This window comes from Nonomuraea fuscirosea, from assembly GCF_035917475.1.
GTDB classification, from domain to species: Bacteria; Actinomycetota; Actinomycetes; order Streptosporangiales; family Streptosporangiaceae; genus Nonomuraea; species Nonomuraea fuscirosea.
In genome coordinates this window covers 7,587,719-7,607,700 of sequence record NZ_CP109074.1, presented here as the reverse complement: position 1 = coordinate 7,607,700, position 19,982 = coordinate 7,587,719, and the positions used below count along the sequence as shown (strand labels likewise).

At 72.3% G+C, this 19,982-nt stretch carries 19 protein-coding genes; 7 read left to right on the top strand and 12 right to left on the bottom strand.

Annotated elements, in window-relative coordinates:
* The first annotated feature begins 52 nt into the window (after positions 1 to 52).
* Positions 53 to 1,273, top strand: coding sequence for a hypothetical protein (locus OIE67_RS34575; RefSeq protein ID WP_326628410.1), 1,221 nt, complete (start codon positions 53 to 55; stop codon positions 1,271 to 1,273).
* Between the two features lie 72 nt (positions 1,274 to 1,345).
* On the opposite strand, the gene OIE67_RS34570 is transcribed toward OIE67_RS34575, so the two are convergent.
* The 5 genes from OIE67_RS34570 to OIE67_RS34550 all read right to left on the bottom strand — a co-directional run bounded on the left by OIE67_RS34570 (position 1,346) and on the right by OIE67_RS34550 (position 6,910).
* Entirely contained in the window at positions 1,346 to 2,692 is a 1,347-nt protein-coding gene (locus OIE67_RS34570; protein ID WP_326628408.1) for a glycoside hydrolase family 16 protein, read from the bottom strand.
* 189 nt (positions 2,693 to 2,881) lie between these two features.
* Positions 2,882 to 3,610, bottom strand: a complete 729-nt coding sequence (locus tag OIE67_RS34565; protein ID WP_326628407.1) for a vWA domain-containing protein — start codon at positions 3,608 to 3,610, stop codon at positions 2,882 to 2,884.
* Positions 3,610 to 4,500 (bottom strand): hypothetical protein, encoded by an 891-nt coding sequence (locus tag OIE67_RS34560; protein WP_326628405.1) that lies wholly within the window; start codon positions 4,498 to 4,500, stop codon positions 3,610 to 3,612. The genes OIE67_RS34565 and OIE67_RS34560 overlap by 1 nt, the downstream gene beginning before the upstream one ends.
* Before the next feature lie 155 nt (positions 4,501 to 4,655).
* On the bottom strand, positions 4,656 to 5,375 hold the full coding sequence (locus OIE67_RS34555) for a DUF5941 domain-containing protein (protein ID WP_326628402.1): 720 nt from the start codon (positions 5,373 to 5,375) through the stop codon (positions 4,656 to 4,658).
* Positions 5,372 to 6,910 (bottom strand): CDP-alcohol phosphatidyltransferase family protein, encoded by a 1,539-nt coding sequence (locus OIE67_RS34550; protein ID WP_106235561.1) that lies wholly within the window; start codon positions 6,908 to 6,910, stop codon positions 5,372 to 5,374. Before OIE67_RS34550 ends, OIE67_RS34555 begins: the two co-directional genes overlap by 4 nt.
* Before the next feature lie 150 nt (positions 6,911 to 7,060).
* Between OIE67_RS34550 and recO the strand changes: the two genes are divergently transcribed.
* The 4 genes from recO to OIE67_RS34530 all read left to right on the top strand — a co-directional run bounded on the left by recO (position 7,061) and on the right by OIE67_RS34530 (position 11,033).
* Positions 7,061 to 7,795: a DNA repair protein RecO gene (recO, locus tag OIE67_RS34545; protein ID WP_106235563.1), complete on the top strand. Its 735-nt coding sequence runs from the start codon at positions 7,061 to 7,063 to the stop codon at positions 7,793 to 7,795.
* Positions 7,792 to 8,565, top strand: a complete 774-nt coding sequence (locus OIE67_RS34540) for an isoprenyl transferase (RefSeq protein ID WP_106235565.1) — start codon at positions 7,792 to 7,794, stop codon at positions 8,563 to 8,565. The genes recO and OIE67_RS34540 overlap by 4 nt, the downstream gene beginning before the upstream one ends.
* Before the next feature lie 270 nt (positions 8,566 to 8,835).
* Positions 8,836 to 9,204, top strand: a complete 369-nt coding sequence (locus OIE67_RS34535; protein WP_326628397.1) for a saccharopine dehydrogenase family protein — start codon at positions 8,836 to 8,838, stop codon at positions 9,202 to 9,204.
* Between the two features lie 206 nt (positions 9,205 to 9,410).
* Positions 9,411 to 11,033, top strand: a complete 1,623-nt coding sequence (locus OIE67_RS34530; protein ID WP_326628395.1) for an ABC transporter permease — start codon at positions 9,411 to 9,413, stop codon at positions 11,031 to 11,033.
* A 67-nt stretch (positions 11,034 to 11,100) separates the two neighbouring features.
* Here OIE67_RS34530 and OIE67_RS34525 read toward each other — a convergent pair whose 3' ends face one another.
* Positions 11,101 to 11,628, bottom strand: coding sequence for a CGNR zinc finger domain-containing protein (locus tag OIE67_RS34525; protein WP_326645539.1), 528 nt, complete (start codon positions 11,626 to 11,628; stop codon positions 11,101 to 11,103).
* Positions 11,629 to 11,720: 92 nt separating this feature from the next.
* Here OIE67_RS34525 and OIE67_RS34520 point away from each other — a divergent pair, with 92 nt between their 5' ends.
* Positions 11,721 to 12,644: a DMT family transporter gene (locus tag OIE67_RS34520; RefSeq protein WP_326628393.1), complete on the top strand. Its 924-nt coding sequence runs from the start codon at positions 11,721 to 11,723 to the stop codon at positions 12,642 to 12,644.
* A gap of 40 nt (positions 12,645 to 12,684) precedes the next feature.
* Here OIE67_RS34520 and OIE67_RS34515 read toward each other — a convergent pair whose 3' ends face one another.
* From OIE67_RS34515 to OIE67_RS34490, 6 genes are all read right to left on the bottom strand, one after another.
* Positions 12,685 to 13,074, bottom strand: a complete 390-nt coding sequence (locus OIE67_RS34515; protein WP_326628391.1) for a Fur family transcriptional regulator — start codon at positions 13,072 to 13,074, stop codon at positions 12,685 to 12,687.
* A complete protein-coding gene (locus OIE67_RS34510; RefSeq protein WP_106236066.1) occupies positions 13,071 to 13,943 on the bottom strand; it encodes a metal ABC transporter permease in 873 nt (290 codons plus the stop codon). Before OIE67_RS34510 ends, OIE67_RS34515 begins: the two co-directional genes overlap by 4 nt.
* Positions 13,943 to 14,722 (bottom strand): metal ABC transporter ATP-binding protein, encoded by a 780-nt coding sequence (locus OIE67_RS34505; RefSeq protein WP_326628389.1) that lies wholly within the window; start codon positions 14,720 to 14,722, stop codon positions 13,943 to 13,945. The genes OIE67_RS34510 and OIE67_RS34505 overlap by 1 nt, the downstream gene beginning before the upstream one ends.
* Positions 14,719 to 15,648 carry a metal ABC transporter substrate-binding protein gene (locus OIE67_RS34500; RefSeq protein WP_326628387.1) on the bottom strand — a complete coding sequence of 310 codons (930 nt, stop codon included), beginning with the start codon at positions 15,646 to 15,648 and terminating at the stop codon, positions 14,719 to 14,721. Before OIE67_RS34500 ends, OIE67_RS34505 begins: the two co-directional genes overlap by 4 nt.
* A gap of 181 nt (positions 15,649 to 15,829) precedes the next feature.
* Positions 15,830 to 17,122 (bottom strand): FG-GAP repeat domain-containing protein, encoded by a 1,293-nt coding sequence (locus tag OIE67_RS34495; RefSeq protein WP_326628386.1) that lies wholly within the window; start codon positions 17,120 to 17,122, stop codon positions 15,830 to 15,832.
* Positions 17,123 to 17,554: 432 nt separating this feature from the next.
* Positions 17,555 to 18,532, bottom strand: a complete 978-nt coding sequence (locus OIE67_RS34490) for a 2-dehydropantoate 2-reductase (protein ID WP_106235585.1) — start codon at positions 18,530 to 18,532, stop codon at positions 17,555 to 17,557.
* Positions 18,533 to 18,656: 124 nt separating this feature from the next.
* On the opposite strand from OIE67_RS34490, the gene OIE67_RS34485 reads away from it, so the two are divergent.
* Positions 18,657 to 19,964 (top strand): molybdopterin molybdotransferase MoeA, encoded by a 1,308-nt coding sequence (locus OIE67_RS34485; protein WP_326628382.1) that lies wholly within the window; start codon positions 18,657 to 18,659, stop codon positions 19,962 to 19,964.
* Positions 19,965 to 19,982 lie beyond the last annotated feature (18 nt).

The window sequence follows — 19,982 nt, the reverse complement described above, 5'->3', positions numbered from 1 at the left end:
GTGGCGGATGCTCGACTTAGCATCGAAGGGAGAACCCCGCCGGGGAGGCCCGATGCGCCTGTTACGCCGCAACCGTTCCCGCCCCAACCGTTCCCTCGGCCGCGACCGTACGGACGGCGCCGAGGACGGCGCCGAGGACGGCGAGGTCGTCCGCCGGGCACCCGCCGTGGCGTACGACGGCGACCTCTACCACCTGCCCGACTGGGCGGCGCGCCGGCGCGAGGAGCGCGAGCTGGGCCGCTCGCACGCCGCCGACGGCCAGATCGACACCCTCACCCTGCAGGCCGGCGGCGTGCCCCGCTTCCACGAGCTGGAGGACGAGCGGCTGGAGGAGCTGGCCAGGATCGAGGAGCGCACGGAGCAGGAGATCCAGCGGGCGCGGGCGGAGTTCGAAGGCCAGAAGATCAGCCTGGCGGAGTCGCAGCGCGCGTTCGGGGAGGCCAGGAAGGCTCTTGAGGACAGTCAGCGCCGGGTCGCGGAGCTGGAGCAGCCCAGCAGGCGCCCCGGCGACGGCCGGCCCAGCTCCATCGCCGTCTCGGGCAGCCGCTGGCCGGTCGTGCGCCGCTGGCTGCCCGCCGCGCTGCTGCTGCTCCTGCTGCTGATCGTCGAGGTGCCGATCCTCTACCAGGTCATCTTGAGCTGGGGCGACAGTGTGGCCATGACCGCGCTCCTGGCCGCGGGTGCCGCCCTGATCATGCTCGTGGCGCCGCACATGTACGGGCGCGCGTTCCGGTCGTGGCAGGAGCACGGCAGCCCGCTCAGGGGCCGCCTGCTGCTGATCGGCGCGGCGCTCGTCTGGCTCGGCCTCATCGCCGCCGTGGCCGTCCTGCGCCGCGACGCCCTGGTCAGGCCGCTGGTGGTGGACGGCCAGGAGATCGGCCCCACCTCCGACGGGGTCGGGCAGTTGCCCACCATGATCCTGCTGCTCGCGCTGCTGATCGCCACCGCCCTCATCGCCGCCGACCTGGGACGGCGCATGCACAACCCGAACGACCGCCGCCTGTGGGAGCTGCGCGCCAAGCGCGACGCCGAGTCCCGCGCCTGCGCCGCCGCCCAGGCCGCGTACCAGCGCGACGCCTCGTACGCGGAGAGCATCGCGCAGTACCTGCAAGGGGTGGAACGGCGGCGGGCCGGGCGGGTGCGGCAGCTCGACAGCGGGTTCGACAGCCTGGGGACGGCCTACCTCGGGGGCGTCGTGGAGGGGCTCAGGGATCCGGAGGCGGCCAGCTGGGCCGAACGCATCGTCCACCACCGCCGCACTTCTCGTCCCTGACCGTCCCTTATGCGAGGGCCGAGCCCGGGAAGGTGACCGGGCTCGGCGGGGCTCCTGAAGGCCCGAGTCCCCTCAGGAGGTCGAGAAGCTGAACCAGTTGACGTTGACGAAGTCGGCGGGCTGGCCGGAGGAGAAGGTCAGGTAGACGGTGTGCGTCCCCGTCACCCCTGAGATGTTGGCCGGCACCGTACGCCAGCTCTGCCACCCACCGGTGTTCCCCAGCGCGAAGTCACCGATGGGCGTGGCCGTGGGGCTGTCCAGGCGCACCTGGACGAGCCCGCTCACCCCGGCCCCTGCCCCTGAGGCGACCCGGGCGCGGAACTGGGTGGCGGCCGTCGAGCCGAAGTCGACCCCGTCGTAGCGCAGCCAGTCGCCGTTGGTGATGGCGCCGATGTTCTGGCCGCCGCCGGAGTCGGTGGTCGCCTCGGTGATGGTGCCGGACTGCGCCTGGTACGCCTCCGCCTGGATGGTCGAGCGGGCGTCGACCCCGCCGGGCGGGTTGGTCGGGCCGCCGTTGCTGCCGCTCTGCCACACCGCCACGTAGTCGACCGTCATCGGCCGCCCCGGCACGGTTGCCGCGGTCGGCGTCTGCCCGCCGAGCGCGTTCGGGAAGGCTCCGCCCATGGCCACGTTGAGCAGCAGGAAGTAACCGGCGTGCCCGGTCATGTTGCTCCAGGTCGTCGCGTCGAACTGGGCCTGGTTCACGCTGTGGAACTGCTGGCCGTCGACGTACCAGCGCAGCTGGTTGGGGCTGACGCTGCGGTCCCACTCGAAGCGGTAGGTGTGGAACGCGGACTGGCAGGTGGAGCCGGGGCAGGCGCGGCTGGCGCCCAGGCCGGTGGTCTCGTTGCACGGCCCGCCCGGGTTGACGCCGCAGTGGAGCACGGCCCACACGGAGTTGAGCCCGTTGACGTTCTCCATGATGTCGAACTCACCGATCGCCGGCCAGTTCCAGTAGTTCCCCCGGTACGGCGCCCCGAGCGCCCAGAAGGCCGGCCAGTAGCCGAGGGCGGCGTTGCCGGTCACGTTCGGCATCTGGATCCGGCTCTCGATGCGCAGCACGCGCCCGTCGGCGGGCTTGAAGTCGGCCCGCCTGGTCTCGATGCGGGCCGAGGTCCACTCGCCGGAGGAGCTGCGCAGGGGTGTGATGCGCAGGTTGCCGGAGCCGTCGAGGCTCAGGTTGGAGGTGCTGGAGGTGTAGTTCTGGATCTCGCCGGTGCCCCAGTTGCCGGGTCCTCCCGGGTACGCGTGCCCGGTGTCGATGATCCAGTTGGACGATGAGGGGAGGGTGTTGGCCGAGCCGTTGAAGTCGTCCGACCAGACCAGCGACCAGCCCGAGGGGGTGGGCGGGACGGCGGCGGAGGCACTCACGGCCACTCTGACGAGCAGGCCGCTGAGTGCCAGGAGCACCACGGCCACAGCCGCCAGGCGGCGTCTGTACCTGATTTCTGTTGTCATCATCGCTCCAGGGGGTGCTGAGGCGGGGTGAGAGAGCGCTCTCACCAGATGTGAACACAGGCGTGACTTCCTGTCAACAATCCGCACAGGACACCAGCAAGCGTGGTGACAAGGCGCGGGGAAACGTCAGAGAGCGCTCTCCGGTCCAGCTCAGAGCAGGTCCACCGTGGCCGCTCCCGCCGCCTCGAACGACTCCCTCCAGAAGCCTTCCAGCAGCGGGAACCGGTCGGGGTCCGACGTCTTCGCACGGAGGAAGCCGTGCACGACCACCGCGTACCCGCTGAGGTCCGGCAGCAGCCGCGCGTCCCTCAGCTCCTTGATCTTCCGCTGCCGTGCGCCCTCGCTCAGGTCCAGCCGGTTGACGTCCAGGTCGCCGCGGTTGTTGATCAGATCGCTGAACACGATGATCTGGTGCGCGCTGTCCGGCCGCCGGTGCGCGCTGAGCTGCTTGACCAGGTAACGCAGCGCCCCGAGGACGTCGGAGCCGTCGCCCTCGGCCGGGCAGTCGAACAGCTTCACCGCCCTCGGCAGCACCTCCGTGACGCGATGCTCCCTGACCCGCTCCTCGACGACCGGGTTGTCGTTCGGGTTCTCGGCCCTGGTGGCGGCCAGCGCGACCGGGTCCTGCCGGCACGTGCTGCTCTCCGAGCTGCCGGTGACCGCGGCGAAGGCGATCCAGTCGCAGCCCTCGGTGAAGGGCGGCAGCTTCGAGGTGACGTCGTTCCTGGAGGTGGCCGGGTCGGCGTAGCTGGTGGAGTCCACGATCACGCCACAGACGCCCCTCGCCTCGGTGCCGCAGCCCGCCAGCCCGGCGACGGCCAGCGCCAGCGCCCCGACCCCCGCGACCAGTCGCCGCGCGCCCCTCCCGCCTCCGCCCATCAGCCCCCGCCTCCAGCGGCGTCCTTCGAGCCGTCCCCCGAGCCGTCCTTCGAGCCGTCCTTCGAGCCGTCCCCCGGGCCGTCCCCCGGGCCGTCCCCCGGCGTGGGCTTCGGGGCGTCCTGCCGGGTGATCTCCGGGGTGGTCCCGGTTTCGGGGGCGGCGGGGAGTTCGCGGGGTAACACCTCCGCGTGCCACACCTCGATCCGCGCCTCCACCTCCCGCAGGATCCGCCCGATCTCCTCCCGCCCCGACACCGCCGCCGGCCGGTCACCGGTGGCGTCCATCGCGACGACCTCGCCCTTCCATAAGGAAGGGATCTCCTCCTTGCGCGGATGGCCGCGCAGCACGCCGCTCTTGTAGGCCGCGATGAGCCGCTCGGCCCTGGCGTGCACCGCCTCCACCTCGTGGTCGCGCTCGATCAGCGCGCTCTCCCACTCCTGGGTGAGGTGCTCGATGCGGGCCCGTGAGCGCTGCACGCCGGCGTTCGACTCCTCGACCAGGACCCGCCGCCGCGCCTCCTCCCGCCGCGCCCTCGACTCCGCGATCGAGATGAACGGGTCCGCCGACGCCGGGCCATCCCCGGAGGGCGGGGGCGCGTGGCCGTTCACGGGCGGGCGGGTGTCGGCGCGGCCCAGCTCGCGCAGGATCGTCTCCCGCTCCCCGAGCGCCCGCTCCAGCAGCGCCGTACGCGTGGCGGCCAGCCTCCGGTCCACCCGCGTGATCTCCTCACGGGCCAGGGCCCGGATCTCCGTCACGTACGCGGGCTGGAAGCCGGGATCGGTGAACTCGCTCAGGGGATGCTCGCGGGCGTCCCGCATCCCCCGCCGATGCGCCTCCTCGCGCTCGGCCGGCGGATCGGCCCGCTTGAACAGCCGCGACAAGAACGCCATCCGCGTCTCCTGGCTCCGCCCGGACCGGGACCCCGGTCCCGAGGTGTCCCTGAAACCCAGACTAAGGAGTCAGTGCCCCCGATGGCGCGCCGGAAAGCCAAAAGCGCGCGGCGCCGCACGAGTGTGCGGCGCCGCGACGGGGGGTCGGCGGAAGGTCAGCCCTTCTCGGCCTCGCCCGTGGCCTGCTCAAGGGCGTCTTCAGGGGAGGCCTCCAGGTCCTGTTCGGCGTCGGCGCCCGCCTGGGCGGAGGCCTTGTCCAGGCGCACCCAGCTCGTCACGCTCTCCACCGCGAACAGCACGAACAGGTACGCCGTCAGCACCGCCAGCACCGGCGTCAGCACATCGAGCGCCGCCCCGACGCCGATGATGAGCAGCCGCAGCTCCCAGCCGAGCCCCGCCCGGAACACCCAGGCGGGCGGCCAGATGCTCTGCCGCGTGCGGTAGACGGTGTCGTAGGTGTGGTAGCCGACCACGTACACCAGCACGAACAGCAGCCACTTCGGCGCGTCGGCGGCCAGGCCGACCGCGATCACGGTGAGGAACTCCGCGCCGCGCAGCAGCGGCGGCGTGAGCCAGTCGAAGCGGCCGAGGTGGTCGCGCGGCGTCGTCGGCAGCACGAGCAGCAGCACGATCGCCACGGGCAGCAGCAGGATCGGCCCGCGGTCGAGCAGCCCGGCGGCCGTGATGCCGACCATGGCGAGCAGGGCCACCAGCGTGGCGGGGACGGGCGGCACGCCGCCGCCGATCTTGGTGGACAGCGCGTGGGCGAGGGGCCCGTCGTCGCGGTAGGCGACGAGGCGGGCGGTCTGGATGCGGCGGCGCTCCTCGTCGGGGTCCGGCGTGGGGGTGGCCATGGCCTGCGGGTGGGTGATCATACGAGCGACCTCATGAGGCGTCCGGTGAGGGTGTAGGCGGCGGCGACGGAGCCCCAGATCACCAGGGTGATGAAGGTGATCCGGGCGTCGAAGAGGGCGGCGGTGATCGCGATGGCCGCGAAACGCTCGCCGATGGGGAAGACGATCATCTTACGCGCCCAATGGACCACACGGTACTTGCCCGCCTTCGTCCACATCTTCAGCACGCCGCGGAGCCCCTGGCTCCGCTCGGCCTTGCGGCGGGTGAGCGCCTGGCGCAGCTCGCGGTCGTCGGGGGCGTCGAGCGGCGTCGTGGGCAGCGGGTTGGGGGTCTTGCTGCGGCGGTTGGAGATGCCGAAGGAGAAGTCGAGCAGGTGGCGTACGGACTGCAGGCCGAGCGCGGCCAGCGCCAGGATCCAGATGTCGTCGCCGTTGCCCGAGACGACCCAGCCGACGGCCAGACCGGCGAAGACCACGTATTCCTTGAACCGGTCGAACGTGGCGTCCAGCCAGGCCCCGAGCACGCCGAACTTGCGCGCGTAGCGGGCCACCTGCCCGTCGACGCAGTCGAACACGAAGGCGAAGTAGATCAGCGCGCCGCCCGCCACCATCCAGGGCCGGTCGCCGGTGGCGAAGCAGGCGGCCGCGGCCACGCCCAGGGTGATCGAGATGAGCGTCACCTGGTTGGGCGTCAGCCCGCGCCGGGCGGCCCAGCGGGCGATGTAGCGCGAGTAGGTGGAGACGAAGTAGGTGGTGAAGAAGCCGTCGGCGCCCTTGACCGCGTTGTTGAGGCGGGCGCGGTCTTCGTCCATGCCGGCCATCTCGGCGCCGGCCTCGTTGATCTCCTCCTGGGTGGTGACCCGGCGGTAGAACAGGTCGCGGCGGCCCCTGATGCCGACCGACACGCCGTTGCGCACCAGGCCGAACACGACGAGCTGCATCAGGTCGTCGTCGGCGCCGAACCGGTCGGCCATGTCGGCCAGCTCGCGGCAGGTGGCGGCGAGCGTCGGCGCGTTGCGCGCGCTGATGTGCAGCGGGCCGAGGATGACCGCGTTGGGCCTGGTCACGGCGTGGTTGGCGGTGCCGACCGAGACGACGCGCGACTTGCCGACGCGGACGCGTACGGGCAGCCCCTCGACGCGGTTGAGCCCGATCTCGGGGTCGGCCTCGTCGATCGGGATGCGGTCTTCAGGACCGTTGTCGTCCTGGCCGTTGTCCTCTTGCTCCTCCGTCACCCCCACACGCGGTTCTTTCGCGACGAGCGCCAGCGCACCGCGCTTGGACTTGGTGATCTGGTAGATCAGCTCGTCGTGGACGACCGAGTTCTCCGGGATGATGAAGAGGTTCTCCGTTGCGGACTCGGCAACGTCGGCCAGGGCGCGAAGGGCGGTGGCCACGTCGCCTGACTGGATCGTGGCGAAACGCGGATCCATCGAGGTGAGCTGGCTGTTGAGGCGCTCGGCCACAGTGGGGGTGCCGGGCAGCGCGGCCAGCCTCAGGCCGGTCGGAGAGGTGTCGGGGCCGGGTGAGGAACCCAGCAGGACCACGCGGGTCATGACTCCCTTTCGAGGCGGTAGCGGGGGGTTGAACAACGGGTGATGCGGGGACAGGCGTCAAAGTCTAGTGACGGTGACGTAAAGTCGCGTCAACAGAGCATGCCCGTAACGTCCCGTCCGCCGGTATAGGGGTGGCCGTAAGATGTCCGAGTGAGTCTCTACCGTGACGAAGGCGTGGTCCTGCGCACTCAGAAGCTCGGGGAGGCCGACCGGATCATCACCGTCCTGGCCAAGCGCACCGGCAAGGTCCGGGCGGTGGCGCGTGGCGTGCGCCGCACGACCTCCCGCTTCGGGGCCAGGCTTGAGCCGTTCACCCATGTCGACGTGCAGTTTCACACTGGCCGCACGCTCGACGTGGTCACCCAGGCGGAGACGATCAGGCCCTACGGCGAGGCGCTGGCCGCCGACTATCCCCGCTACACCGCGGGCAGCGCGATGCTGGAGACCGCCGACCGGCTGACGCACGGGGAGAAGGAGCCGGCGCTGCGGCAGTTCCTGCTGCTGGTGGGCGGGCTGCGCACGCTCGCCGACCGGGGGCACGAGGCCAGGCTGGTCCTCGACGCCTACTTCCTGCGCTCCCTGGCCGTGGCCGGTTACGCCCCCGCGCTGGAGGCCTGCGCCAAGTGCCAGGCGCCGGCGATCAGGGCGTTCGCCATCGTCGCGGGAGGCGTGGTGTGCGGGGCGTGCAAGCCGGCCGGCGCGGCCGTGCCGGCCGGGGAGACGCTCGGGCTCATGACGGCGCTGCTGCGCGGCGACTGGGCCGCCGCCGACGCCTCCGAGCCGCGCCATCGCAGCGAGTGCAGCGGCCTGGTGGCCGCCTACCTGCAATGGCACCTCGAACACGGAATACGCTCTCTCCGACACGTCGAAAGGGAGCCCGCGTGAACGTACGACCGCCGACCCCGCACCCGTCGGGAGCGACCCCGCCGTCCATCCCGAAAGAGCTGGTGCCCCAGCATGTCGCCATCGTCATGGACGGCAACGGGCGCTGGGCCAAGGCCCGCGGGCTGCCCCGCACCGAGGGGCACAAGGCGGGTGAGTCCTCGCTGTTCGACGTCATCGAGGGCGCGCTGGAGCTGGGCATCCCCTATCTGAGCGCGTACGCGTTCTCCACCGAGAACTGGAAGCGCTCGCCCGACGAGGTGCGCTTCCTGATGGGGTTCAACCGCGACGTCATCCGGCGGCGGCGCGACGAGCTCAACGCGATGGGCGTGCGCGTGCGCTGGGCCGGGCGGCCTGGGCGGCTGTGGAAGAGCGTCATCTCCGAGTTGCAGACCGCCGAGCAGATGACGCTCACCAACCGCAAGCTCACATTGCAGTTCTGCGTCAATTACGGCGGGCAGGCCGAGATCGTCGACGCGGCGGTCCGGCTGGCGGCCGACATCGCGGCCGGACGGGTCAAGCCGTCCAAGGTCAGCGAGAAGGTGTTCGCCCGCTACCTGGACGAGCCGGAGATCCCGCCGGTCGACATGTTCCTGCGCTCGTCGGGCGAGCAGCGTTTCTCCAACTTCCTGCTGTGGCAGTCGGCCTACGCCGAGATGGTCTTCCTCAACCGGCTGTGGCCCGACTTCGACCGGCGCGACCTGTGGGAGGCGTGCGAGATCTACGCCAAGCGCGACCGGCGTTACGGCGGCGCGATCCCCAACCAGGTCTGACCGCGCGACCCGGCCACGTTCAACCCGCCACCGGGCCCGCGACCAGGTGGGCGGCTGCGGCCGGGGAGCCGTCGTGGGGGGTCGCGTCCCGCGGAACCGCCCGCTCGATGGTGGCGGTGTCCGAGCGGGTGGTGTCCGAGCGGGTGGTGCCCGGGAAGGACGTGCCGGGGTCGGATGCGTCCGGGCGGTGGACGGTGGCGGGCCCTCCGTGGTCGAGACGGAGGAGGGACCCGTGATCGTGGAGGCGTTCGCGCTGCCCGGGCGGTCATCGTGCCCCGGCACGTGCGGGTGCGGCGGGTGCGGACCGTGATCAGGGCCGAGGTGGCGGCGTTGTTCGCGGCGCTGACGCCGGACGTCGTGGACAGCGTTCCCGAGATCCCGGACGAAGCCGCCAGAGCCGCCTCGCGCTGGCTGATGCTGGCGGAGGCCACCGGCACCGGCGGCGGGCGGGCGCGCGGCTGGGTGACGGGCTCCGACGCGTACGGGATGACCGCCGTGATCGCCGTCGAGGGCGCCCGCCGCCTCGCCGCGGACGGCGCCCCGGCCGGTACGCTCGCGCCCGCTCAGGCCTTCGACCCGGCCGGCTTCCTCGACCACCTGACCACCCACGGCGTCACCTGGCAGGTCACCCCCGCCTGACCTGCCCGGCACCTGGTCCGCCTGGCGCTTGGCCGGCGCGGTGCCTGGTCCGCGCTCTGTGCGGTCTTCCCCTGGCGCGATGCCCGTCCTGCTTGGTGTCCGAACGCCGGGTGGCGCTGGGGACCCCGGATTGTCGTGCGGCTATACGCGGGTATAGCTTGCTGTTCTAACGAATAGTCGGCTGTACCTGTGGATAGGAGCTGGTCGTGGGGAACGGATCGCGCGCCGCTCGGTTGCCCGGCATCGCCGCCCTGGTCCGGCTGGCGGTGCGCCGGGAGAGGGGGATCGCGCCCTGGTGGATTCTGGGGCTCATCGCCCTGGCTCTGGTGATGGTCGAGTACATCAGGACCAACATGGCCACCCCCGAGCTCAAGGCCACCTACGTCGAGGTGATCGGCGCCAACGCCTTCCTGCGCGGGCTCGGCGGCGGTGCCGTCGAACCGCGGCTGGAGGTGCTGGCCACGTGGCGCAGCGGCGGCTTCCTCTACGTGGCGAGCGCGTTCGCCGCCCTGATGTCCGTCATCCGGCACACCCGCGCGGAGGAGGACGCGGGCAGGAGCGAGCTGGTGCTGTCGGGCGCGGTAGGCAGGTACGCACCCCTGACCGCCGCGATGCTGGTCTCGGGCGCGGTGAGCCTGCTCGGCGGGACGCTGACCGCCGCCGTGCTGACGGGGATCGGCCTGGAGCCCGTCGGGTCGTTCGCGTACGGGGCCGCCGTCACCGTCGCCGGCTGGGTGTTCGGCGGCGTCGGGGCGGTGGCCGCCCAGGTCGCCGGCGGCGCCCGCACGGCCACCGCCGCCGCGCTGGCCACGCTCGCCGCCGCCTACGTGCTGCGTTACGCGGGCGACGCGGCCGGGGTGTCGTGGACGGCGTACCTCTCGCCGGTGGGCTGGAGCCACCTGGTGCGGCCGTACCAGGAGGAGCGGTGGTGGATGCTCGGGGTGTCGATCGCGGCCGCCGCGATCCTGTACGCGGTCGCGTACCGGCTGCTCGGCCGCAGGGACCTCGGCTCCGGCCTGCTGCCCGAGCGGCCGGGACGCGAGTCGGCCCCCGGGCTGCGCGGCCCGGTCAGCCTGGCCTGGCGGCTGCACAGGGGGCTGCTGGCGAAGTGGGCGGCGGGCGTGGCGGTCTTCGCGGCGGCGGGCGGCGCGCTGAGCCCGCTGACGCGCGACCTGCTGGCGCGGCCGAGCGTCGTGGTCGACAACCTCCGGCGCACCCTCGGCATCGCGTCCGGCCCCGAGGCGCTGGGCGCGTACTCGTGGTACCTGATCCTGATCATCGCCTACGCCGTCGCCCTCTACCCGGTCCTCATGACGCTGCGGCTGCGCGCGGAGGAGCTGTCCGGCCGGGCGGAGAACGTGCAGTCGACGCCGCTGACCCGGCTGCGCTGGGCGGCCGGCCAGCTCGTGGTGACCGCGCTCGGCGCCGCGGCCCTCATGGCCGTGGCCGGGCTCGTCTTCGGCACGGTCTACGCCCTGCTCGTCGGGGACCTGGCGAGCGACCTGCCGGCCTTCCTGGCGGGGGCGCTGAGCACCGTGCCGGCGGCGTGGTGCGTCGGGGCGGTCTGCGTGCTGGCGTACGGGCTGCTGCCCCGGGCGAGTGCGGCGATCTCATGGCTCGTGTGGTGCCTGACCGCCGTCCTGGGTCAGGTCGCCGGTCCCCTGTACGGGATGTGGGGCGGGCTGCCCGTGGAGCCGTTCCACTTCGTCGGCAACGCGATGACGGGGCCGCCGTTCGCCGTCGTGCCCACCACGGGGCTGCTCGCGGTCACGGCACTGCTCGCCTCGGCCGGCCTGCTCGCGCTGCGCCACCGCGACTTCGGCCGCTGACGCCCTGATGCCCTCACGCCCTGATGCCCTCACGCCCTGACGGCCTCATGCCCTCACGCCGGCGCGCTCAGGCGCGGCGGCGGGCCCGGTAGGCGGCCACGTGCATGCGGTTGCCGCACGTGCGGCTGTCGCAGTAGACCCGCGACCGGTTGCGCGACTCGTCCACGAACACCCGGTCGCAGTCGGGGGCCGCGCACGTACGCAGGCGCTCGACCTCGCCCTCCACCAGCAGATGGGCCAGCGCCACCCCGCAGTCGGCCGCCAGGTGCTCCGCCAGCGTCGCATCGGCCGCGTGGTAGTGGACGTGCAGCGGATGCCCGTCGTGCTCGGTCAGCCGGGGCGTGATCCGCGTCTCCGACAGCAGCGCGTTCAGCGTGCGCACGGCCGTGGGCTGGTCGGCGGCGGTGAAGACGCGGTGGAACGCCTCGCGTACGATCCGCACCTGACCCAGGTCGCGGGCCGTGAGCGCGCCGATGCCGCTGACCTCGCGCGCCTCGACGAACGCCGCCAGCTCGGGCAGACCCGGCAGGCCCTCGTCGCCGCCGGTGGACGGCGAGGTGTTGACCAGCTCGACAACGGTGGCCAAAGAATGCACCATGTCATGGCCAAACGGCATGTTGACTCCTGTCCGCGCCGGGTTCTAGCGTGGTCGCAGCGTATCTCCTGTCAGTACTTGTAGGGGTTTCTGTGAGTGCACATCGCCGTATCGTGCTGATCGCGGTCGCCGGTGCGCTCATCATCTCCACCTCCGCTCCTCTGGTGCGGCTGTCCGAGGTGTCGCCGGCCACGTCCGCCCTGTTCCGGTGCGCGTACGCCGTGCCGCCCATGCTGCTGCTGGCCTGGCTGGAGCGGCGCAGGCTCGGGCCGCTGCCGCGCAGGGGCATGGTGGCGGCCTGGCTCGCGGGCCTGATGTTCGCGCTCGACCTGCTGTTCTGGCATCACGCGATCGACTACGTGGGCGCGGGGCTGGCGACCGTGCTGGGGAACTTGCAGGTGTTCATCGTGGCGTTCGCCGCGTGGGCGGTGTTCGGCGAGCGGCCGTCGTCGCGGCTGATGGTCGGCACGCCGGTGGTGTTCGCCGGGGTCGTGCTGATCTCCGGGGTGTTCGACAGCGCCGCCTACGGCAGCGATCCCCTGATGGGGGTGCTCGCGGGGGCGGCGACGTCGGTGGCGTACGCGGCGTTCCTGCTGCTGATGAAGGGCGGGTCCGAGCGGGGCGCGGGGCCGCTGGCGCACGCGACCGTGGTGGCCACGCTCACCATCGCCGCGCTCAGCCCGCTGTTCGGCGGAGCCGACCTGATGCCCACCTGGCCGGGACACGGGTGGCTGCTGCTGCTCGCGCTCGGGCCGCAGGTGCTCGGCTGGTCGCTGATCACGTTCTCGCTGCCGCGCCAGCCCGTCGCGCTCACCGCGCTGCTGCTGCTCATCCAGCCCATGACGACGGTGGCGATCTCGGCGCTGGCGCTGGGGGAGCGGCCGTCGCCGGTGCAGCTGACCGGCTGCGCGGTGATCGTGCTCGGCGTCCTGTACGGCTCCCGCCGCCAGAAGTCCGCCCTGGCCCGGTCGGCGGCGGAGCGGGCCACGGCCGAGGAACGCGCACCGGTCGTCTGATCGGGTCACGGCGTCGTCCCCGGCCGCCACGGGCGCGGCTTCAGGCGATCCTGGACGGCGTCGAGCAGGACGAGCAGGTGCCGAAGACCTCGACGGTGTGGGTGATCTCGGTGAACCCGTGTTCGCTGCCCACCATCTCGGCCCAGCGCTCCACGGCCGGCCCGGCCACCTCCACCGTGCGCCCGCACTTGCGGCACACCAGGTGGTGGTGATGGGCGTCGGTCGCGCACGCCCGGTAGACGGACTCGCCTTCGTCGGTGCGCAGCACGTCGACCTTGCCCCCGTCGGCCAGCGCCTGCAGCGCCCGGTAGACGGTGGTCAGCCCGATCTTCGCCCCGTGCAGGCGCATCTCGGCGTAGACGTCCTGCGCGCTGCGGAAGCCGGAGCTCCCGCGCAGGGTGTCGTGCACTGCGTCGCGCCTCGTCGTCATGCGACCTCCTCCACGCGCAGCTTTGGTCGCTCGCTCAAAGTGGACTCCTGGGTACGGCCTCGGCGTACGAATTTACCGACACCGAGGGCCAGGACGAAGCCGGCGAGCGCAAGAAGAACGATCGCGGCGCCAGGAGGAACCTTGGGGGAGTAGGTGGAGGCGAGCAGGCCGCCCACGGAGGCCAGCACGCCGAACAGCATGGCCAGCCCCATCGTGGTCCGGAACCCGCGCGTGAGCTGCTGACTCGTCGCCACCGGGATCACCATCAGCGCGCTGACCAGCAGCAGGCCGACCACCCGCATGGCGATGACCACGGTGAGCGCGGCGGTGACCGCGATGAGCAGGCTCAGGAAACGCACCGGCAGGCCGCTGGCCCTGGCCATCTCCTCGTCCTGGCAGAGCACGAACAGCTCCCTGCCGAAGATCGCGACGACCCCGAGCACGGTCACGGCCAGCGCGGCCACGATCCAGATGTCCAGAGGGGTGACGCTGGCGATGGCGCCGAACAGGTAGGAGTTCAGCTTGGCGTTGCTGCCACCGGGCGCGACGGCCATGAGCATCACGCCGCCCGCGATGCCCCCGTAGAACAGCAGCGCCAGCGCCACGTCACCGCTGGTCCTGCCGCGTGCCCTGACCAGTTCGATGGCCACGGCGCCGGCGATGGAGACGAGGACGGCGGTCAGCACCGGCGCGGTGCCGGTCAGGAAGCCCAGCGCCACGCCGGTCAGCGCCACGTGCCCGACGCCGTCGCCGAGCAGCGCCAGGCGCCGCTGCACGATGAACGTGCCCACGGCGGGCGCGCAGAGCCCCACCAGCAGCGCCGCGATCAGCGCGAGCTGGAAGAGCTGCTCCTGCAGAAGTTCGAAGATCACCTTGGTTCCCCCTGCCACCCGGTGAGCGGGCCCGCGGCGGCCTCGTCGGCGTGCGGGTGCTGATGCTCGTGCCCCGGTCGCGCGCACTCGCCCTCGGGGCGCGGCGGGCGGCCGTCGTGGGCGACGCGGCCCTCGCGGATCACCACGCCGCGGGTGATGATCGGCTCCAGCGGGCCCAGCTCGTGCGCCACGAGCACCACGGTCTTGCCCCTGGTCACCAGCCCGGCGAGCGTGTCGGCGAGCAGTTGCTGGGTCTCGGCGTCCACGCCCGCGGTGGGTTCGTCCATCACGTACGTGTCCGGCTCGCCGGCCAGCGCGCGGGCGATGAGCACCCGCTGCTGCTGCCCCCCTGACAGCGACTGGACGGGGTCGCCGGCCCGGTCGGCCAGCCGGACGGCCTCCAGCGCGCCGGTCACCGCCGCCCGGTCGGCCGCGCTGGTCCTGCGCAGCCGGCTCTGCCTGGCGATCCGGCCCGAGGCGACCACCTCGCGCACGGTCGCGGGCACGCCGCCCCCGACCTGGAGCCGCTGCGGCACGTACCCGATGCGCCACCAGTCGCGGAAGCGGCCCGGCGGGGTGCCGTACACGAGGGTCTTGCCGCCGGTCAGCGGCGTGAGGCCGAGCAGGGTGCGCACCAGCGTGGACTTGCCCGAGCCGTTGGCGCCCAGCAGGGCGACGACCTCCCCGGGACAGACGGTCAGGTCGATTCCCCGCAGGACGGGCTTGCCGTCGAAGGAGACCCGGCCGTCGGTCATCGCGAAGGCCGTTTCGTTCATGCAGTACACCCCAGTGCTGTTTGTAGGGTTTTGAGGTTATCGCGCATCGCGGAGAGGTAGTCGCCCGAGGGCTTGCTCTCCAGCGGGTCGAGCACGGCCGTCTTGGCGCCGACCTGGCTCGCAAGCACCTCGGCCACCTTCGGGCTGACCAGGGCTTCGGTGAAGATCGTGGTGACGCCCTCGGCCTTGGCCAGCTTGGCGACCTCGGACAGGCGGGCGGGGGAGGGCTCGGTCTCCGGGTCGAGCGTGATGCCGACCTGCTTGAGCTTGTAGCGGTCGGCCAGGTAGCCGAACGCCTCGTGCGCGGTCACCAGCGTCCTGCTCGTGCACGTGGTCAGGCCCTTGGTGAGCTCCTGGTCGAGGACGCCGAGGGCGGCGGCCGTCTTCGTGGCACGTTCCTTGTAGCCCTGGGCATGCGCGGGGTCGGCCGTGGCCAGGCGCTCGCCCAGCTTGGTGGCGACGGTGGCCAGGCGGGAGGGGTCGAGCCAGAGGTGCGGGTCGTACGGGAGCTCCTCGTGACCGTGCTCCTCCTCGCCCTCCTCGCCCTCCTCCGCGTGCTCACCGGCCGGGATGGTCGCCACGGCGGTGGCGGCGTCGAAACTCGTGCCGGGCTCGACGGCCTCGTCCACGGCCGGCTGGATGCCCTTCACGTAGACGGTCAGCGTGGCGTTCTTGAGTTCGGTGACCTGCTGGATGCCCAGCTCCACGTCGTGCGGCTCGACACCGGGCGGGGTCAGCCCGCTCACCTGCGCGTCGGATCCCCCGACCTGCTCGCTCAGCCACTGCAAGGGGTAGAAGGCGGCGACCACTTCGGGCTTGCCGTCGGGGGTGGTCTCAGCGGCACCGGCCCCGCAGGCGGCAGTGGCGAACAACGCGGCCCCCGCCAGCAGACCGCCAGCACGCAACCGGGAAAATCCTGACATCATGGGAGTCAGTATGCGCCAAAATGAAAACGGTTGTCAAAGTCTCCTGTTGTGGCGCCCCGGTTCAGACTGATCGTCAGGTCGATGCGGGAGATGTGGATCGTGCGCGTCATGGAGCTCTCCGCGGACGGCTTCCCGCACATCTCCACGGGTGGCGGCGGCCGTACGCGGACGCGGTTCCCGATCAACCATGGCGGGGCCGAGCCGAGGGGCGGCCTCTCAGGTCGAAGACCTGCAAGGTCCTGCCTTCGGCGTCGACCCGCCAGAAGCGGGCGTAGTCCTGGCCGCCGCGCCAGACGCGAAGCAGTTCGTCCCTGCCGTCGCCGTCGTAGTCGGCCACCGCCCAGGTCTTCACGGAGCCCAGCCGCCACTCCTTGAGGCGCTTGCCGGTGAGGCTCCGGGTGGGGCCGTGATGGGTGACGGACACCCCGGTGCGGTGCAGGCCTCGCGGGGAACCGAAGAGGACCTCGGCCTTGCCGGTGATGACGACGCTCGCGCCGGCGACCTCGCCGGAGACGAGGTCGTCCAGGCCGTCGCCGTTCAGGTCGCCGGCGGCCAGGCTTCCCCGGATGCCGTTGAGCACCTGCGGCTCGCGGTCGCCGCCGTAGAAGACGCGGGTGATGCTCTCGACCGACTGATCCTCGGTCTGCATGCCGGGTTCGTCGTCGCGCGCCCCGCTGTCGCCGATGGCCACGTCGCGGCGTCCGTCGCCGTCGAAGTCGCCGAAAACGGCGGCGCTGCCCCTGGCCACCTTGCGGAGTTCGTCGCCTTTCAGCAGCCCGGCGTCGGCCTGCCCGCCGTCGTCGGGCCCGTACAGGACCGCGTCCGGCCCGTGCGGATCGGTGATCAGGGCACCGGGCCAGTCGCCCTCTGGAACGGGGCGGCTCGTCTTGCGCGCCGGTTCGCCGGATCTGGTGAACGGGCCGTGGAGGAAGGCTAAGGCGCGGGCCTGCGGGTCGCCGCGCGACTCTGTCGCCATGAGGTCGGTCGCGTCGTCGCCGTCGAGATCGGCCAGGCCGGAACCGCGGCCGTACGGCATGAAGGTGGGTGTGCCCCGACCGCCCCAGTAGATCAACATGGACGGGTCGGAGACGATGATGTCGGCGCAGCCGTCGCCGTCGAGATCCGCGAGTCGCGGGACCGCCTCGGCGGACATGCTCCATCGGCCGGCGATGTGCGCGGTGGCCGGTTCGAGGCCACGCGCCGATCCGTACACCACCACGAGCTGATCCTGTTCCAGGTCGTCGCCTGTCGGGCCCGTCCAGATGAAGGCGAGGTCGGCGTAGCCGTCGCCGTTCAGGTCGCCGGGCTCGGCCTTGCCCGAGCAGCGAGTACGCGGGGGCGACGAGGCGGCCGGGGTGACCGCGACCGGTGCGGAGGCGCCGGGTGACGGTGCGGGCCGTGAGGCGGCGGGACCGGTGGCAGTGCAGCCGGTGAGTGCCAGTGCCGTGAGCAGAAGGCCGAGCTTACGCGCCATGGCCGCACACTATGCCGCATCACCCGGCGTACCGCACTGGTGCACCGTTCTGACACCGAGCCGGAGCCCGCCGCCGGCCTTCTCGACGTGCCGGGGGCGCGGACTGTTCCACACCAGAGGACCGGGTCCGGCCCCGCCGGTCATCGAGCTTCTGGCCGGCCTGGTGCGGCGGCACCAAGGCGAGCGAGCCCCCGCCGCCCCGAAGGGTCGGCGAATCAGATAAGGGATGCGCCGCACGGCGGCTGGGGGCCAGGCGCGCCGTGCGGCGTCCCGTCATCACCCCGGTGGTCGTGCGCCGGCAGAGCCGTTGCCGGTGCCCGGGGTGACGTTCTGGCCGGTCCGGCAGCGGGTTGTGGCGCTGCCGGCAGCGGAGGCGGCTATGGACAGGGCAGAATGGGTTCCAGGTGTGTATACGGGCTACGGTATACCGACTTAGACCGCACGAACAACATTCTCGTTGAGCAGGTCGCTGACCGCGTGGATCGCGCGCAGCGTCGGCACCTCGGCCCCGGTGAGGTCGGCCAGTTCGACCACCGCGGCCAGGAGCACGTCGAGTTCCAGCGGTTTGCCCTTCTCCAGGTCCTGGAGTGTGGACGTCTTGTGCTCGCCCGCCTTCTCGGCCCCCCGCAGGCGGCGTTCGATGGAGATCCCCGGGTCGCAGCCGACCCGCCTGGCCACCTCCACGGTCTCCGTCATCATGGCCACGACCAGTTCCCTGGTGCCGTCGTGACGGCAGATCCCGGCCATCGTCGCCCTGGCGAGGGCGCTGATCGGATTGAAGGCGATGTTGCCCATGAGTTTGATCCAGACATCCCGGCGGAGATCACGCTCGACCGGGCACTTCAGCCCACCCGCGATGGCGGCCTGGCTGAAGGCGGAGCACCGCTCGGTCGGCTCGCCGCTGGGCTCGCCGATGGAGAAGCGGGTGCCTTCGAGGTGACGGATCACGCCCGGTTCCTCGATCTCGGTGGCGGCGTACACGACGCAGCCGATCGCGCGGTCGAGGGGTAAGGCGGAGGTCACCGCTCCGCCGGGGTCGACGCTCTCGATGCGGTAGCCCTCGTACGGGCCCTTGAGCCCGTGGAAGTACCACCACGGGATGCCGTTCTGCGCGGCGATGATGCTCGTGGTCTCGTGCAGGAGCGGCTCGATCATGGGGCCCGCGGAGGCGTAGCTGTTCGCCTTGAGGCCCAGGAAGACGTGGTCCACCGGACCGACCTGGGTGGGGTCGTCGGTGGCATGGGGATGGGCGATGAAATCGCCCCTGGGGGTGAGCACCCGCACACCTGCGCTACGAATGGCTTCGAGGTGCTGACCTCTCGCGATGAGGTGCACCTCGACTCCCGCCCTGTGCAGGGCGGCGCCCACGTATGCGCCGATGGCGCCGGCGCCAAGAACAGCGACCTTCATGCTGCGCTCCGTTCTCGCGTCGGATGACAAGTACGGGCCCGTAACTTGCGAACGGGCCGCAGAATCGCGGCCCGTCGTGCATTCGGTATACAGTATGGAAAAACGAGGGTCAAGGAGTGTGCCCGTGGCCGTTGCGTGGCATCCACCAGTGGTGGAAGCGATCTCCTGGCCCGCCGCGCGGGCCCTCGCGGCGGCTGCGGTCTGCCCGGGGAAGCCCGAGACGGTCCCCTTGCGGCAGGCGCTCGGACGCCGGTTGGCAGGGCCGCTGACGGCGCTGGTGGCGGTGCCCGGAACGGACGTCTCGGCGATGGACGGCTACGCCGTGGCCGGTCCTGGGCCGTGGCGCGTGGTGGCGCGCGTGCTCGCCGGCGGGGCGGCCCACGACCGGCCGCTGCGGGCGGGGGAGGCGGTGGAGATCGCGACCGGCGCTCCCGTGCCGCCCGGCGCCGGGTCGGTGCTGCCGTACGAGCGGGCGGACGCGACCGGCGGGCAGGTGCGCGGCCCGGCCGAGGAGGGCAGGCACATCAGGCGGCGTGGTGAGGACGTCCCCGAGGGGGCGGTCGTGCTGGCCGAGGGCGCGGTGGTGACGCCGGTGGCGCTCGGGCTGACCGCCGCGCTCGGCCACGACGAGCTCCCGGTACGGCCCCGCCCGCGCGTCGCCGTGCTGGTCACCGGGGACGAGGTGGTCGATCGCGGGTTGCCGGGCCCCGGCCGGGTCAGGGACGCCATCGGGCCGTTCCTGCCGGGTCTGGTGGAGTGGGCCGGCGGGCGCGTGACGGGCGTGCACCACCTCCCCGACGGCCCCGGCCCCCTGCGCGCCGCGCTCACCGGGGGCTGGCGCGAGGCCGCCCCCGCGTGGCAACATGCCCCCGAGGAGGGCGGCCGTTCACCGGAGCGGGCCGCTCTCGCGGACGGCCGCTCGCACGAGCCGGCCGCTGTCATGGACGGTCGTCCCCCGGAGGGAGCGGCCGAGATCGTCGTCGTGTGCGGGGCCTCGTCGAGAGGGCCCGCCGACCACCTGCGGGCCGTGCTCGACGCTCTGGCCGCCGATGTGCTCGTCGACGGCGTCGCCGTACGCCCCGGGCATCCCCAGCTCCTGGCCCGCCTGCGCGACGGCCGGCTCGTGGTGGGCCTGCCGGGCAACCCGTTCGCGGCCCTGGCCGCCGCGCTCACACTGCTCGCCCCGATCCTGCGCGAGCTGACCGGGACGCCCGCGGCCGTCGAGACGAGCCCGCTGCACGGGGTCGTGCGCCCGCATCCTCGTGACACCCGGCTGGTGCCGGTGCTCAGATCCGAGCTCGGCGCGATTCCCGCAGGGCATGATCGGCCGGGCTCTTTGTGGGGAGCGGCCCTGGCCGGAGCCCTGGCGGTGGTGCCTCCGGGGTGGTCGGGAGAGCGGGTCGAGCTGATCGAGTTGCCCCCTGGGGTCTAGACAGGCCCATCGCCAGGG

Excerpts from the sequence above, each read along its gene's own strand:
- OIE67_RS34575 (WP_326628410.1), top strand. The coding sequence starts at position 53 with ATGCGCCTGTTACGCCGCAACCGTTCCCGCCCCAACCGTTCCCTCGGC.
- OIE67_RS34565 (WP_326628407.1), bottom strand. The coding sequence starts at position 3,610 with ATGGGCGGAGGCGGGAGGGGCGCGCGGCGACTGGTCGCGGGGGTCGGG.
- OIE67_RS34560 (WP_326628405.1), bottom strand. The coding sequence starts at position 4,500 with ATGGCGTTCTTGTCGCGGCTGTTCAAGCGGGCCGATCCGCCGGCCGAG.
- OIE67_RS34555 (WP_326628402.1), bottom strand. The coding sequence starts at position 5,375 with ATGATCACCCACCCGCAGGCCATGGCCACCCCCACGCCGGACCCCGAC.
- OIE67_RS34550 (WP_106235561.1), bottom strand. The coding sequence starts at position 6,910 with ATGACCCGCGTGGTCCTGCTGGGTTCCTCACCCGGCCCCGACACCTCT.
- OIE67_RS34515 (WP_326628391.1), bottom strand. The coding sequence starts at position 13,074 with ATGACGACGAGGCGCGACGCAGTGCACGACACCCTGCGCGGGAGCTCC.
- OIE67_RS34505 (WP_326628389.1), bottom strand. The coding sequence starts at position 14,722 with ATGAACGAAACGGCCTTCGCGATGACCGACGGCCGGGTCTCCTTCGAC.
- OIE67_RS34500 (WP_326628387.1), bottom strand. The coding sequence starts at position 15,648 with ATGATGTCAGGATTTTCCCGGTTGCGTGCTGGCGGTCTGCTGGCGGGG.
- OIE67_RS34495 (WP_326628386.1), bottom strand. The coding sequence starts at position 17,122 with ATGGCGCGTAAGCTCGGCCTTCTGCTCACGGCACTGGCACTCACCGGC.
- OIE67_RS34490 (WP_106235585.1), bottom strand. The coding sequence starts at position 18,532 with ATGAAGGTCGCTGTTCTTGGCGCCGGCGCCATCGGCGCATACGTGGGC.